This window comes from Ramlibacter montanisoli (genome assembly GCF_013087525.1).
Lineage (GTDB): Bacteria > Pseudomonadota > Gammaproteobacteria > Burkholderiales > Burkholderiaceae_C > Ramlibacter > Ramlibacter montanisoli.
In genome coordinates, this window is record NZ_JABFCS010000001.1 from 2,431,339 (window position 1) to 2,448,206 (window position 16,868).

The window sequence follows — 16,868 nt, forward strand, 5'->3', positions numbered from 1 at the left end:
CCGAGGCAGGACAGGCGGCAGGCAAGCCGATGCAGGCGCCGGCTGCGGCTGCCCAGGCGGCTGGAGCTGCAAGGCTCGCCGCGAAAGCGGCCGCCCTTGTCCAGCGCAAGCCGGCCGAGGAAGAAGAAGCATCCGGCGCGCTGGCTGGTGGCGCCAGCGAGGAATACGCCACGCCCGCGGAAGCTGCCGGCGATGGGTCCTTCCAGCTGGCCCAGGCCGCCCCGGCCCCCGCCCCGGCGCCGGCCGATGCGAGCGGCAGTACGCCGCCTGCCGGCGGCTCGGGCCCTGCCGGCGGCGGCGCAGGTGCCGAGGCCGCCGGATCCGGCGGCATGGCGGCATTGGGCATCCTGGGCGCGGTTGCCGTCCTGGCCGCGGCAGGCGGTGGCGGCGGCGGCGGCGGCGGATCTTCGAGCGCGCCTGCACCGGCCCCCGCCCCGGACACCACCGCCCCGGTGGCGCCCACCGTGGCCCTGCGCACCGATACCGGCGCAAGCGGGACCGACCGGGTCACTTCCAGCGGTGAACTGGCCCTGGGCAACCTGGAGGCCGGCGCCACCGTCCAGTACAGCACCAATGCCGGCACCACCTGGAGCAGCAGCTTTCGCACCGGTGGCCGGACTGAACAACGTGCAGGTGCGCCAGGTGGACGCCGCGGGCAACGCCAGCAGCGCCGGCTCGTTCAGCTTCACCCTGGACTCCACCGGCCCCGTACTGCAGTCGATGACGGTGCAGAGCGGCGCTTCCCCACGATCACCCTGAGCTACGACAGCCCGCTCGACGCCGCCAACCTTCCCGCCGCCGGAGCCTTCACCGTCATGGTCGGCGGCGTCGCCAACCCCGTGAGCGGCGTCACCGTCGCCGGCGCCGTGGTCACGCTGGTGCTGGCCAACCCGCTGGCCGCCGGAGCCGCGGTCACCGTGCGCTACACCGATCCCACGACCGGCAACGACGCCGGCGCGCTGCAGGACCTCGCGGGCAATGACGCCGGCGGCTTCAGCACCGGCATCGTCGCCGACGGTTACCTGCGTGGCGCCCAGATCCACGTCGACGCCAACAACAACCGCGCAGCCGATGCCGGCGAGGTCCTGCCCGGGGTCGTCACCGACGGCCAGGGCCAGTTCGTGCTGGCTGCCGGAACACCGGCCGGCGTGATCCTCGCCACCGGCGGCGTGAACGTCGACACCGGCGTGCCCAATGCGCTGACCCTGGTGGCCCCGGCGGGCTCCAGCGTCGTCAACCCGCTGACCACGCTGGTGCAAGCGGTGCTGGACAACAACCCGGGCGCCACCCTGGCACAGGCGAACACGCTCGTCGTGAATGCGCTGGGCCTGCCGGCCGGGACCGACCTTGCGCACTACGATCCGCTCGCGGTCCTGGCCGTCAACCCGACCGACGCCGCGGCCCTGTCGGTGCAGACCGCGGTCGCCACCGTGGCGACGATCGTCACCCTCGCCGCCGCGGCGCCGGCCGGGACGCTCACTCCGGAAGCGGCCGCCGACCAGGTCTTCTCCAACCTGGCGACGCAGATGGGCACGCCGGCCGCACCGGCAGCGCCGCTGGACCTGACGTCCGCATCGTCCGACGTGGCTGCGGCGCTCGCCGGCGCATCGGCGGCCAGCGAGGCCACCATCCTCGCCGCCACCGTGGCCATCGACAACGCGACCAGCCTGTCCGGAGTCTTCGCCGCCCAGGCTGCCGCGCTGGACACCATCGCGCCGGCGGCGCCGACGCTGGCGCTGGCCGCCGCATCGGACAGCGGCGCTTCCAGCTCCGACGGCATCAGCAACGACAGCACGCCCAGCGTCCGCGTCACGTTCCTCACCACGGCCAGCGACGGAACGTCCGCCGTGGCCGGCGACACGATCACCGTGACCGATGGCGGCGCCCCGGTCGCCACCCACGTGCTGACGGCGACCGACGTCGCCGCCGGTTTCGTGGACATCACCCTGCCCGCCCTCGGTGCGGACGGGGCCCATGCGCTCAGCGCCACCGTCACCGACATCGCGGGCCAGGCCTCGAGCGCCGCGACCCAGGTGACGGTCACGCTGGACACCACGATCGCCACGCCGACCCTCGCGCTCGCCACCGACACCGGCGCGGTCGACGGCATCACCGGCAACGCCGCGCTAAACGTCAGCGCCGCCGCCGGCGACGTCACGCGCAGCTTCAGCATCAATGGCGGCGCCGCCAGCGCCACCTACGTCGCCCCCACCGTCGACGGCGCCTACACCGTCGCCGTGACCGACACCGACACCGCCGGCAACACGCAGACCGCCTCGGTGTCCTTCACGCTCGACACGACGATCGCCACGCCGACCATTGCGCTCGTCGCCGACACGGGTGCCGCAGACGGCATCACCGGCAACGCAGCCCTGAACATCAGCGCCGCCGCCGGCGACGTCACGCGCAGCTTCAGCATCAACGGCGGCGCTGCCAGCGCCACCTACGTCGCCCCGACCACCGACGGCGCCTACAACGTGGTCGTGAACGACACCGACACCGCCGGCAACACGCAGACCGCCTCGGTGTCCTTCACGCTCGACACGACGATCGCCACGCCGACCATCGCGCTCACCGCCGACACCGGCGCCGCAGACGGCATCACCAGCAACGCAGCCCTGAACATCAGCGCCGCCGCCGGCGACGTCACGCGCAGCTTCAGCATCAACGGCGGCGCTGCCAGCGCCACCTACGTCGCCCCGACCACCGACGGCGCCTACAACGTGGTCGTGAACGACACCGACACCGCCGGCAACACGCAGACCGCCTCGGCGAGCTTCACGCTCGACACGACGATCGCCACGCCGACCATTGCGCTCGCCGCCGACACCGGCGCCAGCGGCGCCGACGGCATCACCAGCAACGCCGCGCTGACCGTCAGCGCCACCGCCGGCGACGTCACGCGCAGCTTCAGCATCAATGGCGGCGCCGCCAGCGCCACCTACGTCGCCCCCACCGTCGACGGCGCCTACACCGTCGCCGTGACCGACACCGACATCGCCGGCAACACGCGGACCGCCTCGGTGGCCTTCACCCTGGATGCCAGTGCCCCTGCGCCCCTGGTGGTCACGCTTGCCACGGACAGCGGCACCAGCAACAGCGACAACCTCACCAACGACGCAACCCTGGCGATCGTCGGCCAGGACCTGGGCGCGACGGTCGAATACAGCATCGACGCGGGCGCCACCTGGTCGACGACTTTCACGCCGGTGGAGGGCGCGAACAGCTTCCTGGTGCGCCAGGTGGACGTCGCCGGCAACGTGGGAACCTCCACCAGCCTCACCTTCACGCTGGACACCCTTGCCGCGGCGCCTGCCGCTGCGCTGGCCAGCGACACCGGCAGCAGCAGCGCGGACCGCGTGACCAGCAACGCAGCGCTGGCCTTCACTGGCCAGGAGGGCGGCGCCACGCTGGAGTTCAGCACCGACGGGGGCACTTCCTGGAGCACGACGCAGCCCACCGCGACCGAAGGCGCCAACCAGTTCCTGTTGCGGCAGGTCGATGCGGCCGGCAACACGAGCGGATCGACGCCGTTCGCCTTCACGCTCGACACGACGATCGCCACGCCGACCATCGCGCTCAGCTCCGACACGGGCGCCAGCGGCGCCGACGGCATCACCAGCAGCGCCGCGTTGAACGTCAGCGCCGCCGCCGGCGACGTGACGCGCAGCTTCAGCATCAACTCAGGCGCCGCCAGCGCCACCTACGTCGCCCCGACCACCGACGGCGCCTACAACGTCGTCGTCACCGACACCGACACCGCCGGCAACAGCCGGACGGCCTCGGTGAGCTTCACGCGCGACGCAACGATTGCCACGCCGACGATCGCGCTCAGCTCCGACACGGGCACCAGCGGCGCCGACGGCATCACTAGCAACGCCGCGCTGACCGTCAGCGCCGCCGCCGGCGACGTCACCCGCAGCTTCAGCATCAACGGTGGTCCCGCCTCCGGCTCCTACGTCGCCCCCTCCATCGACGGCCCCTACACCGTCGCGGTGACCGACACCGACACCGCCGGCAACACGCAGACCGCCTCGCTGGCCTTCACGCTGGACACGACGATCGCCACGCCGACCATCGCGCTCGTCGCCGACACCGGCGCCGCCGACGGCATCACCAGCAACGCCGCGCTGAACGTCAGCGCCGCCGCCGGCGACGTGACGCGCAGCTTCAGCATCAATGGTGGCGCTGCAAGCGCCACCTACGCCGCCCCCGCCATCGACGGCGACTACACCGTCGCCGTGGCCGACACCGACGCCGCCGGCAACACGCAGACCGCCTCGCTGGTCTTCACGCTGGACAAGACGATCGCCACGCCGACCATCGCGCTCACCACCGACACCGGCGCCAGCGGGGCCGACGGGTTCACCAGCAGCGCCGCCCTGACCGTCAGTGCCGCCGCCGGCGACGTCACCCGCAGCTTCAGCATCAACGGCGGCGCCGCCAGCGCCACCTACGTCGCTCCCACCACCGGCGGCGCCTATACCGTCGCCGTGACCGACACCGACACCGCGGGCAACACGCAGACCAGTTCCGTGAGCTTCACGCTCGACACCGGCGCCCCCACGCTGGTGTCCTCCTCTCCCGCCGACAACGCAGTGGACTCCACCGCGGGCACGATCGTGCTCACCTTCAGCGAAGCGGTGGCGGCCGGCACCGGCAACATCCTCATCGCCGACGGCGCCGCGGGCCTCAGTATCGCCATCGGCGACACCAGCCAGGTGGCCATCAGCGGCAACACGGTCAGCATCACGCCCGCCGGCGGCACCGCACCCAACGTGACGTACTCGGTGACGATCGGCAGCGGCGTGCTCACGGACCTCGCCGGCAACGCCTTCGGCGGCATCGCTCCCGGCGAGCTGGACTTCACCATGGCCAACAGCCCCACGGTGACGATCGCGTCGGACGAAGTCGACAGCCTGCTCAACGTGGGCGACACGACCACCGTCACCTTCACCCTCAGCGAAGCGTCCACCGACTTCACCGTCGACGACGTCACGGTGGCGGGCGGCACGCTCAGCGGCTTCGCCGGCAGCGGCACCAGCTACACCGCGCTCCTCACGCCGGCGGCCGGCAGCGTCACCGCGGCCAGCGTGAGCGTGGCGGCCGGTGGCTTCACCGGCGGCTCCGGCTTCGGCAACATCGCCTCTTCCATCCTCAGCATCAACGTGGACACGGTGCCACCCACGGCCCCCACCATCAGCGTGGACGGCACCATCAACGCGGCCGAGCGCGATGCCGGCGTCACCGTGAGCGGCACCACCGAGTCCGGTTCCACCGTCACCGTCAACGGCAGCCCGGCCACGGTGACCGGCACCAGCTGGTCCCATGTCCTCGACGCCGCGGCCATCAACGCCTTCGGCGAAGGCGCGGAAACGCTGACGGTGGTCGCCACCGACGCCTCCGGCAACACCACCACGGCCACGGCCTCCATCACGGTCGACACGACGCCGCCCGCGGCGCCGCTGGTCGGCCTGGTGGCGGGCGACGACACCATCAACGCCACGGAACGCACGGCGACGGTCACCGTCACCGGCACCACCGAGGCCGGCTCCAGCGTCACGGTCAATGGCGTCGCAGCCGTCGTCACGGGCACCAGCTGGAGCCACACCCTGTCCGCCGCGGCCATCGATGCCTTCGGCCAGGGCGCCGAAACGCTGAACGTGGTCGCGACCGACGCGGCGGGCAACACCAGCTCCGGAAGCCGGAACATCAGCGTAGACACCGCAGGGCCGGCGCTGCCGACGCTGGACCTGGTTGCGGGCGACGACATCGTCAACGCTGGCGAGCGCGGCACGGGCGTGACCCTCACCGGAACCACCGACACCGGCACCACCGTCACCGTCAACGGCAACCTGGCCACGGTGACGGGCAGCACCTGGTCCTACGCCCTTGACACCCTCGCCATCGACGCCTTCGGCCAGGGAACGGAAACCCTGACGATCGCCGCCACCGATGCCGCCGGCAACAGCAGCTCCACCAGCCGCAACGTGACGGTGGACACCGTGGGTCCCGCCGCCCCGCTGGTGGACAGCGTGACCGGCGACGACGTCCTCAACGCGAGCGAGCGTGGCGCCGGCGTCACCGTCACCGGCAGCACCGAAGCCGGCTCCACCGTTACCGTCAACGGCAACGCGGCCACGGTGACCGGTACCAGCTGGTCCTACAACCTCGACACCGCGGCCATCAACGCCTTCGGCGAGGGTGCGGAAACGCTGACCGTGGTGGCCACCGACGCCGCCGGCAACATCGGCAGCGCGGGCAGCAAGGCCATCACGGTCGACACCCTGGGCCCGACCCTGGTCTCCAGCACCCCGGCAGACAACGCCACCGCGGTGGGCGCCGCGGCCAACATCGTGCTGACGTTCGGCGAGAACGTCTTCGCGGGCACGGGCAACATCGTCGTCAGCGACGGCACCACCAGCATCGCCATCGCCGCGACGGACCCGCAGGTGAGCTTCAGCGGCAGCACCGTCACCATCAATCCCGCGGCCGACCTGGCGCTGGGCACCGGCTACCACGTGACGATCGCCGCGGGCGCGATCCTCGACAGCTTCGGCAATGCACATGCCGGGATCAGCGATCCCACGGTGCTGAACTTCACCACGGTGGCGGCGCCCGACCTGACCGCGCCGACGCTGCAGTCGCTGGCGACCGTGGACAACGGCGCCACCAGCACCATCACCCTGACCTTCAGCGAGGCGGTGCAGAGACTCGACTCGGGCCTCCCCTTGAACCTGGTGCTGCACCGCAACCCGAATCCGCAGGACGGACAGGGCGGCTTCTCGCAACCGCAACTGAGCATCACCGGCATCGCCGGCGAGGGCACGACGACGCTGGTGGTGACGGTCACCGGCGCGGTGGCGCCGAGCGACGTGCTGCGGGTGCGGCTGGGCACCGGCCTTGCGGACCTGAACGGCAACGCCTTCTCCGCCACCGAGTTCTGGTTCGGCGGCAACGGCAACGACAGCATCGCGCTGGACAACTACGGCAGCGACCTGCCGATCGAGATGCGCGGCCAGGGCGGCAGCGACACGCTGGTGGGCAGCTTCCAGAACGACCGCATCGCCGACGGCGGCGGGATCGACACCCTGTCCGGCGGCGGCGGCGCCGACGCCATCATCCTGGTGGAGAACGGCACCGACCGGCCCTACAGCCGCGACACGGTGCAGATCGGCCTCTTCGAAAGCCGCACCGGTGGCGGCCTGGCCGATGCGATCGTCGGCCAGACCGGCGTGGCCGGCACCGGCTTCGACGTCTCGTCGGCCAACCTCGCCGACCACGACGTGCTGAGCCTGCCCTCGTCGGTGATCGCCGTCAACGCGAGCAACGCCAACGGAACCGATAGCGGCACGGTGGCGCAGCACGACATCACCAGCGGCATCGTCACCTTCAAGGACACGGCCGGCACGGCGCTGGCGATCAACCAGGCCAACAGCGGCAACGCCATCAACTACCTGGCCGGCGTGCTGGCGGCCGGCGAGACGGCCGCCTTCGCCTACGACTCCGACAGCAACGGCAGCGCCGACAGCCTGCTGCTGTTCCAGGACAACGGCGGCTTCGCCCCGCACACCCTGGTGCGGCTGGGCGGCCTGCAAGGCGCCACGCTGGGCACCACCGCCGCCAACGGGGTCGTGCTGCTGGCGGACCACCACCGCGCCTGAGCCCACGCGCTTCGCGCTGACCGGCAACGGCATCGCCTTCGACTTCGCGGAGAACGCGTTCGTGTCGACCGCGGCGGCCATCACGATGTCGAAGAACGGCACGACGGCCATGAACGTCACCGGCGTGACCGGCAGCGGCACGGCGCACGTCGAGATGCAGACCGACCAGGTGCTGGCGCCCACCGACTGGGTGTTCCTGCAGTACACGGGAGGAACGACCGTCGCCGACAGCCTGAGCGACACGGCGGGGAACCTGCTGCAGGGGGACGACCCGGCACTGTACGGCGGCTCCGCCGAAGGTGGCGCCGGCAACAACATCATCGACATCAGCGGGCGGTCCGCGTCGGTCGAATACGACATCAACGGCTACGCCGGCGACGACGTGCTGGTGGGCTCCGGCGGCAACGAGTTCATCACCGGGGGCACCGGGGCCGACCGGATGACGGGCAACGCCGGCACCGACGAGTTCCAGTTCAACCAGGGCGACTCCACGCCGGTGGCGGTGAACCTGGGCGGCGACGCCACCCTGAACACCGGCGACACCTTCACGTTCACGGGCGGCGCCGACGTCGTCACCGACCTCTCCGCGGGCGACGCCTTCTCGATGCAGGGCCCGCAGTCCGGCTACATGGGCTCGCTGCCGGCCAACGGGCTGGCGGCCGAACAGGCGTTCTACGTGGTGCGCGGCGAGTACAGCGCCGGCACCGGGACCTTCCTGGTGGACGCCGCCGCCGGCACCGACTCGCTGGTGGTCTATGACGGCACCAGCGGCACCGGCGTGACGCAGACCGCGATGGTGCTCGAAGGCACCATCCCCGACGAACTCAATCTCTTCCCGGGCAGCACCTGGGTCAGCCACAAGCCCGTCCCCGACACCACGGCGCCGAGCCTGCAGTCGCTGATAGCCGTGAGCAACGGCGATGGCACCAGCAGCGTGACCTTGACCTTCAGCGAAGCGGTGCAGAACAGCCTCAACCTGCAGTGCATGCGAATCCTGATCCCCAGACTGTCTGGTCCCAGCCGTCCCTGGGCATCACCAACGTCAGCGGCCTGGGCACGGCGACGCTGGTGGTGACGGTCAACGGCACGCTCGGTGCTGCCGATGTCCTGCGCGCGCGGATCGGGGCCGGCCTCACGGACCTGAGCAACAACGGCTTCGCGCCCACCGAGTTCTGGTTCGGCGGCACGGGCAACGACACCATCGCGCTGGACAACTACGGCAGCGACCTGCCGATCGAGGTGCGCGGCCAGGGCGGCAGCGACACGCTGGTGGGCAGCTTCCAGAACGACCGCCTCACGGACGGCGGCGGGATCGACACCCTGTCCGGCGGCGGCGGCGCCGACGCCATCATCCTGGTGGAGAATGGCAGCTCCCGGCCCTACAGCCGCGACACGGTGCACATCGGCCTCTTCGAAAGCCGCACCGGCGGCGGCCTGGCCGATGCCATCGTCGGCCAGACCGGCGTGGCCGGCACCGGCTTCGACGTCTCGTCGGGCACCCTCGCCAACCACGACGTGCTGAGCCTGACCTCGGAGATAATCGCGGCCGACGTGACCGGCGGTAACGCGACCGACAGCGGCGCGGTGGCGCAGCACGACATCACCAACGGCATCGTCACCTTCAAGGACACCGGCGGCGCGACGCTGGCGATCAACCAGGCCAACAGCGGCAATGCCATCACCTACCTGTCCGGTGCGCTGACGGCCGGCCAGACGGCCGCCTTCGCCTACGACTCCGACAGCAACGGCAGCGCCGACAGCCTGCTGCTGTTCCAGCACAACGGCGGCTTCGCCCCGCACACCCTGGTGCGGCTGGGCGGCCTGCAAGGCGCCACGCTGGGCACCACCGCCGCCAACGGGGTCGTGCTGCTGGAGGACACCACCGCGCCTGAGCCCACCCAATTTGCGCTGACCAGCAACGGCATCGCCTTCGACTTCGCGGAGAACGCGTTCGTGCCGCTCGCGGCTGCCATCGACATGTCCAAGAACGGCGTGACGCCCATGGCCATCACCGGCGTGACCGGCAGCGGCACGGCGCACGTCGAGGTGCAGACCGACCAGACGCTGGCGGCCACCGACTGGGTGTTCCTGCAGTACACGGGATCGACGACGGTCGACAGCCTGAGGGACACGGCGGGGAACCTGCTGCTCGGGGACGACCCGGCGCTGTACGGCGGCTCCGCCGAAGGCAGTTCCGGCAACAACTCGATCGACATCAGCGGGCTGTCCGCGCTCGTCGAATACGACGTCAACGGCTACGCCGGCAATGACACGCTGGTGGGCTCCGGCGGCAACGACTTCATCACCGGGGGCTCCGGGGCCGACCGGATGACGGGCGGCGCGGGGATCGACCAGTTCCAGTTCGACCAGGGCGACTCCACGCCGGTGGCGGTGAACCTGGGCGGCGACGCCACCCTGAACACCGGCGACACCTTCGCCTTCACCGGCGGAGCCGACGTGATCACCGACCTGGCGACAGGCGACAGTGTCTCGTTCCAGACCCTGCAGTCCGGCTACATGGGCTCGCTGCCGACCAACGGCCTGGCCGCCAACCAGGCCTTCTTCGCGGTGCGGGGGCCTACAACGGCACGGACACCTTCGCGGTGGACACGACCGCCGGCACCGACACACTGATCGTCTACGACGGTAGCGCCAATGCCGGCGTGAGCCAGACCGCCGTGGTGCTGGGCGGGGTCACGCCCGACCAGCTGGGGCTGATGGCGGGCAACAACTGGATCCAGCACATCTGACGTTCCTGGTCCGCCACCGCGCCAGCCCAAGAAAGGCCACCCTGGATTCCGCATGCAATTGCTGAAGTTGGCGCTGGCCGCACTGTTGCTGGCCGGCGGCGCGGCCCAGGCCCAGCCCGTGCGGACCTTCCAGCAGGTGCTGGACGCCGCGCTGGCCAGCCATCCGGCGATCCAGGCCCGGCGTTCGGAACAGGCCGCGGCCCAGGCGGCCCGCGAGGGCGCGGAATGGGAGCGCTATCCCACGCCCAGCGTGGAGGCATCGACCCCGGCGGCAGCGGCCGCAACGCCGCCGTGCTGCGCCTGGACCAGCCCCTGTGGACCGGCGGGCGGATCACTTCCGTCATCGATGCCGCCAGCCGCCGGCTCGATGCCGCGGCCGCCGGCGTCGATGAAGCGCGGCTCGAGATGGCGCTGCGCGTGCTGGCGGCCTACCTGGAAGCGCTGCGGCAGAAGGGGCGCGAGGAGCACGCCACGGCGAACGCGCAGGAGCACGAGCGGCTGCTGGCGATGATCCAGCGGCGGGTCACGCAGGAAGTGAGTTCGCAGACCGACCAGCGCCTGGCCGAATCGCGGCTGCAGCTGGCGCGGCACGACCTGTCGCAGGCCCGCCAGTCCTTGCGCGGCGCCCTGGCGCAACTGAGCCAGCTGAGCGACGGTTCGGTCGGCGCGGTCGGCTGGGAAGGCCTGGAAGACCCGGCCGGCCCGCCCAGCCTGGACGCCGCGCTGGCGGCGGCGCTGGACGCCTCGCCGACGCTGCGGCGGCTGGCCCACGAGGAACAGGCCGCCGAAGCGGCCATCGCGCAACGCAAGTCCGCGGTCCTGCCCCGGGTGAGCCTGCGCGTCGAACGCGTCACGGGCGGCGGCTTTCCGGCCGACAGCCGCGCCCTGCTGGTGCTGCAGGCCCAGCCCGGCGCCGGCCTGTCCGCCCACTCCGGCGTGCAGGAGGCCGTGGCCCGGCGCGAGGCCGCGCACCAGGCCCGCGCGGCCGGCGAGCGCGACCTGCGCGAGCGCATCGCCCTGGACTGGGAGGAGTGGATTGCCGCGCGCGGGCGCAGCGAAGCCGCGCGCCTGTCCAGTACGATGTCGGCCGAGGTATTCGCCTCCTATGCCCGCCAGTACGTGGCCGGCCGCAAGTCGTGGCAGGAGGTGCTCAATGCCGTGCGCGAGGCCACCCAGGCCAACTTCCTGCTGGAGGACGCCCGCGCCCAGGCGGCCGGCGCCGCCATGCGCCTGCGCGCGCAGACCGGAATGCTGACGACCCGATGAACATGATGGAAACCCCGCCGACGATGGCCGCCCCCGACACGGGGACCCTGGGCCGCCTGGTGGAGCGCGCGGCGCGGCTCGTGGGCCAGCGCGTGGAGCGCTCACGGCTGGACGACCTCGACCGGCTGCCGGAACCGGTGCATGACGACGCAGCCCAGGCCGCCACCTTGTTCGCCCAGGCCTGGCGCCTGGCCGGACTGGAGGGCGAACCCGCACCGCTGTCCAGCCCGACGCCCGCCAACCTGCCCTTCGTCGCGCGGGTGGCGTCCCGCTGGCTGCTGGTCTCGGGCCGCGCCGCCGACGGCAGCTGGCGCGCGGAGGACCCCGCAGGAATCCCCGCCCCCTTGCCGACGCTCGAACGAGCGAGCTTCCTGGCACTGCCCCGGGCCAGGCGGGCGGCCGCCGGCCGGCCATCGGCGCTGGGGCTGGTGCGGCGCGCGCTATGGGCGCGCAAGAAGGTGTTCGCCGACGCGGTGCTGGCCACGGCCATCGTCTCGCTGCTGGCCCTGGCGACGTCGCTGTACGCGATGCAGGTGTACGACCGCGTGATCCCGACCCAGGGCGTGCAGACCCTGTGGGTGCTGACAGTGGGCGTGGCCCTGTCCGTCCTGCTGGAGTTCGTCCTCAAGCACCTGCGCAGCCACATGGTGGACCGGACCTGCAACGCCATCGACCACGAGCTGTCCGAATGGTTTTTCGCGCGCATGCTCGGCATCCGCATGGAGGCGAGGCCGCCTTCGGTCGGCACCCTGGCCTCCCAGGTCAAGGGCTTCGAGATGGTGCGCGGCGTGCTGGCCTCGACCTCGCTGTTCGTGCTGGCCGACGTGCCGTTCGCGGCGCTGTTCCTCGCCGTCATCGCCATGGTGGGCGGCTGGGTCGTGGTGGTGCCGATCATCGCGATGCCGATCGCCCTGGCCGTCGGCCTGGCGTTCCAGGGCGCGATCCAGCGCCACACCCGCGACACCGTCGCGGCCAGCAACCTGAAGGCGGGCCTGCTGGTGGAAGCCGTCGACGGCGCCGAGGCGCTCAAGGCCAACAGCGGGGAATGGACCGTGCAGGCGCGCTGGAACCGCCTGGTGGACCAGGCCACGGAAGCCGACCAGGGCATCCGCGGGCTCACGGCCCTGTCGCAGAACCTGACCATGGCCCTGCAGCAGCTGGCCTATGTCGCGCTGGTGGCCTACGGCGCCTGGCTGGTGGCCCAGAACCAGCTGACCATGGGCGCGCTGCTGGCCTGCACCATCATCGGCAGCCGGGCGATGGCGCCCATCGTGCAACTGCCCGGCGTGATGGGCAGTGGGCCCTGGCGCGCACCGCGCTGGAGGGGCTGGACCAGATCATCGCGCTGCCCAACGAGGCGGACGAAGCCCATGCCGTGCTCACGCCGCAGAGCCTGGAGGGCGGCCTGCGCTTCGAACGCGTGCGCTTTGCCTACGGGACGGGCCGGCAGGCGGCGCTGGAGCTCGAGCGCCTGGAGATCAGGCCGGGCGACCGGGTCGGCCTGGTGGGCCCCATCGGCTCGGGCAAGAGCACGCTGCTCAAGCTGGCCTCCGGCCTGTACCGCCCGCAGCAGGGCAAGGTCTTCCTGGGCGGCATCGACCTGGCGACGCTCGCCCCCGCGGTGGTGCGCGAGCTCGTGGGCTACCTGCCGCAGGAGCCCCGCTTGTTCAGCGGCACGCTGCGAGACAACCTGCTGCTGGGCCTGCCGGACCCGGGCGAAGACGCCATCCTGGCGGCTGCCCGGCGCACGGGCCTGATCGACCTGGTCCTCGGCCAGCAGGCGGGGCTGGCGCTGGAGCTGACGGAGGGCGGGCGCGGCGTGTCCGGCGGCCAGAAGCAGCTGATCGCCCTGACCCGCCTGCTGCTGGCCCGGCCCAAGGTCTGGCTGCTGGACGAGCCGACCGGCTCCATGGATTCGGCCACCGAGGCGCGCGTGGTGAACCTGCTGCGCGACCTGGGCGCCGAGGGCATCACGCTGGTGGTGACGACGCACAAGACCGCCTTGCTGCCGGTCCTGGACCGGGTGATGGTGCTGCAGGCGGGCCGTGTCCAGTTCGACGGCCCGCGGGATGCGGTGCTGGCCCGGCTTTCGGGCAAGCCGCAACCGGTGGCGCAGGGAGCCGCCGCTTGAAGCAGGCGAACGAACTCCAGGGCAGCCGCCTGATGGTGTGGGGCATCGCCCTGGCCATCGTCGCCTTCCTGCTGTGGGCCCGGTGGGCGCAGCTGGACCAGATCACGCGCGCGTCCGGCCAGGTGATCGCGACCTCGCGCAACCAGGTCATCCAGGCCATGGAAGGCGGCGTGCTGGCGGAGCTGCCCGTGCGCGAGGGCTCGGTGGTCAAGCGCGGCCAGCTGCTGGCGCGCTTCGACCGCACCAAGGCCCAGGCCGGCTACCTGGAGAGCGCGGCCAAGGTGGCGGCCCTGCAGGCAACGGTGGCGCGCCTGAACGCCGAGATCTTCGGCGGGCAGCCGCGCTTTCCGCGCGAACTGGCGGACTACCCCGAGTTCCGGGCCAACCAGATGGCGCTGTTCGCCAAGCGCCAGGCCGGGCTGCGCGAGGAAGTGGAGGCGCTGCGCAAGGCCGAGGCGCTGATCAGCGAGGAACTGGAGATGAACCTGCCGCTGCTCAAGACCGGCGACGTCAGCCGCGCCGAGGTCATCCGGCTGCAGCGGCAGCTGGTGGACGTGCGCGGACAGATCACCAACAAGCGCAACAAGTACCTGCAGGACTGCCAGGCCGAACTGGTCAAGGCGGAGGAAGACCTGGCGGGCGTGCAGCAGGTGGCCACGCAGCGCAAGGAGCAACTGGGTTTCACCGACCTGGTCTCGCCGATGGACGGGGTGGTGCGCAGCGTCCGGTTGACGACGCTGGGCGGCATCGCCAGGCCGGGCGAGGAGATCATGCAGATCGTCCCGGTGGACGAAGACCTGATCTTCGAAGCGAAAGTGAAACCCGCCGACATCGCGTTCATCAAGCCGGGCCTGCCGGCGACGGTGAAGCTCGATGCCTACGACTACACCATCTACGGCGTGCTGACCGGGCAGGTGAGCTACATCAGCGCCGACACGCTCTCCGAGACCATCCAGGGCGTGGAGCAGCCCTACTACCGCGTGCAGGTCAAGACCAGCGGGCGCGACCTGAAGGGCCGCAACGACGAGCGCATCCTGATCCAGCCCGGCATGACGGCCACCGTCGAAGTCAAGACCGGCCAGAGGAGCGTGCTGGACTACCTCACCAAGCCGATCACCAAGACCTTGTCGGACTCCATGGGGGAGCGCTGAAGGCCGTTTCAGGCTTTCCCTAGCCGACCACCTTCAGGCTGGGCGCCGGCCGCTCGATCAGCGCCCCGAAACGGGCCTGGATGGACGCCTCGATCCCCGCCGCGTCCAGGCCTTGCAGTGCCAGCAGGCGCGCCGGATCGCCGTGCGGCGCGTACTCGTCGCGCAGGCCCAGCTGCAGCACCGGCTTGAGCACCCCGGCCGCATGCAGCGCCTCGGTCACCGCGCTGCCTGCGCCGCCCATGACCGCGCCCTCTTCCAGCGTGACCAGCGCGTCGTGCGAGGCGGCGACCTGCAGCAGCAGCTCGGTGTCCAGCGGCTTGGCCCAGCGCATGTTGGCCACCGTGAGGTCCAGGCGTTCGGCCGCCTGCAGCGCCGGATAGAGCAGCGTGCCGAAGGCCAGCACCGCGACCCGCTTGCCCTGGCGGCGCAACTCGCCCTTGCCGAAGGGCAGCGGCTGCAGGCCGGCCTCCACCGCCGCGCCGACGCCGGCGCCGCGCGGATAGCGCACCGCCACCGCGTGGTCCTGCTGGTAGGCCGTGGTGAGGAGCTTGCGGCACTCGTTCTCGTCGGCCGGGCAGGCGATGCTCACGTTCGGCACGCAGCGCAGGTAGGCGATGTCGTAGGCGCCCGCGTGCGTGGGCCCGTCGGCACCCACCAGGCCCGCGCGGTCCAGGGCGAACACCACCGGCAGGTTCTGCAGCGCCACGTCATGGATCAGCTGGTCGTAGGCGCGCTGCAGGAAGGTCGAATAGATCGCCACCACCGGCTTCAGCCCCTCGCAGGCGAGTCCCGCGGCGAAGGTCACCGCGTGCTGTTCGGCGATCCCGACGTCGAAGTAGCGGTCCGGAAAGCGCTGGTGGAACTCCACCATCCCCGAGCCTTCGCGCATGGCGGGCGTGATGCCCACCAGGCGGTGGTCGTGCGCCGCCATGTCGCACAGCCAGTGGCCGAACACCTGCGTGAAGGTGGGCTTGGGCGGCGTGGCGGGCTTGACCAGGCCGACGGCCGGATCGAACTTGCCGGGCCCGTGGTAGGCCACCGGGTCCGCTTCGGCCAGCTTGTAGCCCTGCCCCTTCTTCGTCACCACGTGCAGGAACTGCGGGCCCTTGAGCTGGCGGATGTTCTGCAGCGTGGGGATCAGCGATTCCAGGTCGTGGCCGTCGATCGGGCCCACGTAGTTGAAGCCGAACTTCTCGAACAGCGTCGCCGGCACCACCATGCCCTTGGCATGTTCCTCGATGCGCTTGGCCAGCTCGAACAGCGGGGGCGCCACGTTCAGCACCTTCTTGCCGATGTCCTTGGCCGCCGCGTAGAAGCGGCCGCTCATGAGCTGCGCCAGGTAGCGGTTCAGCGCCCCCACCGGCGGGCTGATCGACATGTCGTTGTCGTTCAGGATCACCAGCAGGTCGCACTCGGCGACACCCGCGTTGTTCAGGGCCTCGAAGGCCATGCCGGCGCTCATGGCGCCGTCGCCGATCACCGCGATCGCGTGGCGCTGCTCGCCCTTCTGGCGCGAGGCCACGGCCATGCCGAGCGCGGCGGAAATGCTGGTCGACGAGTGCGCGGTGCCGAAGGTGTCGTACGCGCTCTCGGCGCGCTGCGGAAAGCCCGCCAGGCCGCCGAGCTGGCGCAGCGTGCCCATGCGGTCGCGGCGGCCGGTGAGGATCTTGTGCGGATAGGTCTGGTGGCCCACGTCCCACACCACGCGGTCGAAGGGCGTGTTGAACACGTAGTGCAGCGCGATGGTCAGTTCGACGGTGCCCAGGTTGGAGCTGAGGTGGCCGCCGGTGCGCGCCACGGACTCGAGCACGAAGGCGCGCAGTTCGTCGGCCAGCAGCGGCAGCTGGGTGCGCGGCAGCCGGCGCAGGTCGGCCGGGTCGTTGATGGATTCGAGCAGCGTTGCCAT

8 protein-coding genes and 1 pseudogene are annotated in these 16,868 nt (G+C 71.4%); 8 read left to right on the forward strand and 1 reads right to left on the reverse strand.

Annotated features, from left to right (window positions below):
* The first annotated feature begins 29 nt into the window (after positions 1-29).
* From HK415_RS11970 to HK415_RS12005, 8 genes and pseudogenes are all read left to right on the forward strand, one after another.
* Positions 30-7,664 (forward strand): Ig-like domain-containing protein, encoded by a 7,635-nt coding sequence (locus tag HK415_RS11970; protein WP_171559457.1) that lies wholly within the window; start codon positions 30-32, stop codon positions 7,662-7,664.
* 61 nt (positions 7,665-7,725) lie between these two features.
* Positions 7,726-8,739, forward strand: a complete 1,014-nt coding sequence (locus HK415_RS11975) for a calcium-binding protein (protein WP_171559460.1) — start codon at positions 7,726-7,728, stop codon at positions 8,737-8,739.
* Positions 8,646-10,298: a hypothetical protein gene (locus HK415_RS11980; RefSeq protein WP_171559463.1), complete on the forward strand. Its 1,653-nt coding sequence runs from the start codon at positions 8,646-8,648 to the stop codon at positions 10,296-10,298. Before HK415_RS11975 ends, HK415_RS11980 begins: the two co-directional genes overlap by 94 nt.
* Complete coding sequence (locus HK415_RS11985) at positions 10,268-10,414, forward strand: hypothetical protein (protein WP_171559466.1); 147 nt, start codon at positions 10,268-10,270, stop codon at positions 10,412-10,414. Before HK415_RS11980 ends, HK415_RS11985 begins: the two co-directional genes overlap by 31 nt.
* 225 nt (positions 10,415-10,639) lie before the next feature.
* Positions 10,640-11,680 carry a TolC family protein gene (locus tag HK415_RS26340; RefSeq protein WP_171559469.1) on the forward strand — a complete coding sequence of 347 codons (1,041 nt, stop codon included), beginning with the start codon at positions 10,640-10,642 and terminating at the stop codon, positions 11,678-11,680.
* Positions 11,681-12,207: 527 nt separating this feature from the next.
* Positions 12,208-12,861: pseudogene (locus HK415_RS27050) on the forward strand (ABC transporter transmembrane domain-containing protein); the annotation flags it as partial.
* A 323-nt stretch (positions 12,862-13,184) separates the two neighbouring features.
* Positions 13,185-13,811, forward strand: a complete 627-nt coding sequence (locus tag HK415_RS12000; RefSeq protein WP_309246672.1) for an ATP-binding cassette domain-containing protein — start codon at positions 13,185-13,187, stop codon at positions 13,809-13,811.
* Positions 13,808-14,962: an HlyD family type I secretion periplasmic adaptor subunit gene (locus tag HK415_RS12005; protein ID WP_253261853.1), complete on the forward strand. Its 1,155-nt coding sequence runs from the start codon at positions 13,808-13,810 to the stop codon at positions 14,960-14,962. Before HK415_RS12000 ends, HK415_RS12005 begins: the two co-directional genes overlap by 4 nt.
* A 19-nt stretch (positions 14,963-14,981) precedes the next feature.
* Here the strand turns inward: HK415_RS12005 and dxs are convergent, their stop codons facing one another.
* Entirely contained in the window at positions 14,982-16,868 is a 1,887-nt protein-coding gene (gene dxs / locus HK415_RS12010) for a 1-deoxy-D-xylulose-5-phosphate synthase (protein ID WP_171559479.1), read from the reverse strand.

What these genes read in the sequence shown, in the direction of transcription:
- HK415_RS11970 (WP_171559457.1), top strand. Translation starts at nt 30, where the DNA reads ATGCAGGCGCCGGCTGCGGCTGCCCAGGCGGCTGGAGCTGCAAGGCTC.
- HK415_RS26340 (WP_171559469.1), top strand. Translation starts at nt 10,640, where the DNA reads ATGGGAGCGCTATCCCACGCCCAGCGTGGAGGCATCGACCCCGGCGGC.
- dxs (WP_171559479.1), bottom strand. Translation starts at nt 16,868, where the DNA reads ATGGCAACGCTGCTCGAATCCATCAACGACCCGGCCGACCTGCGCCGG.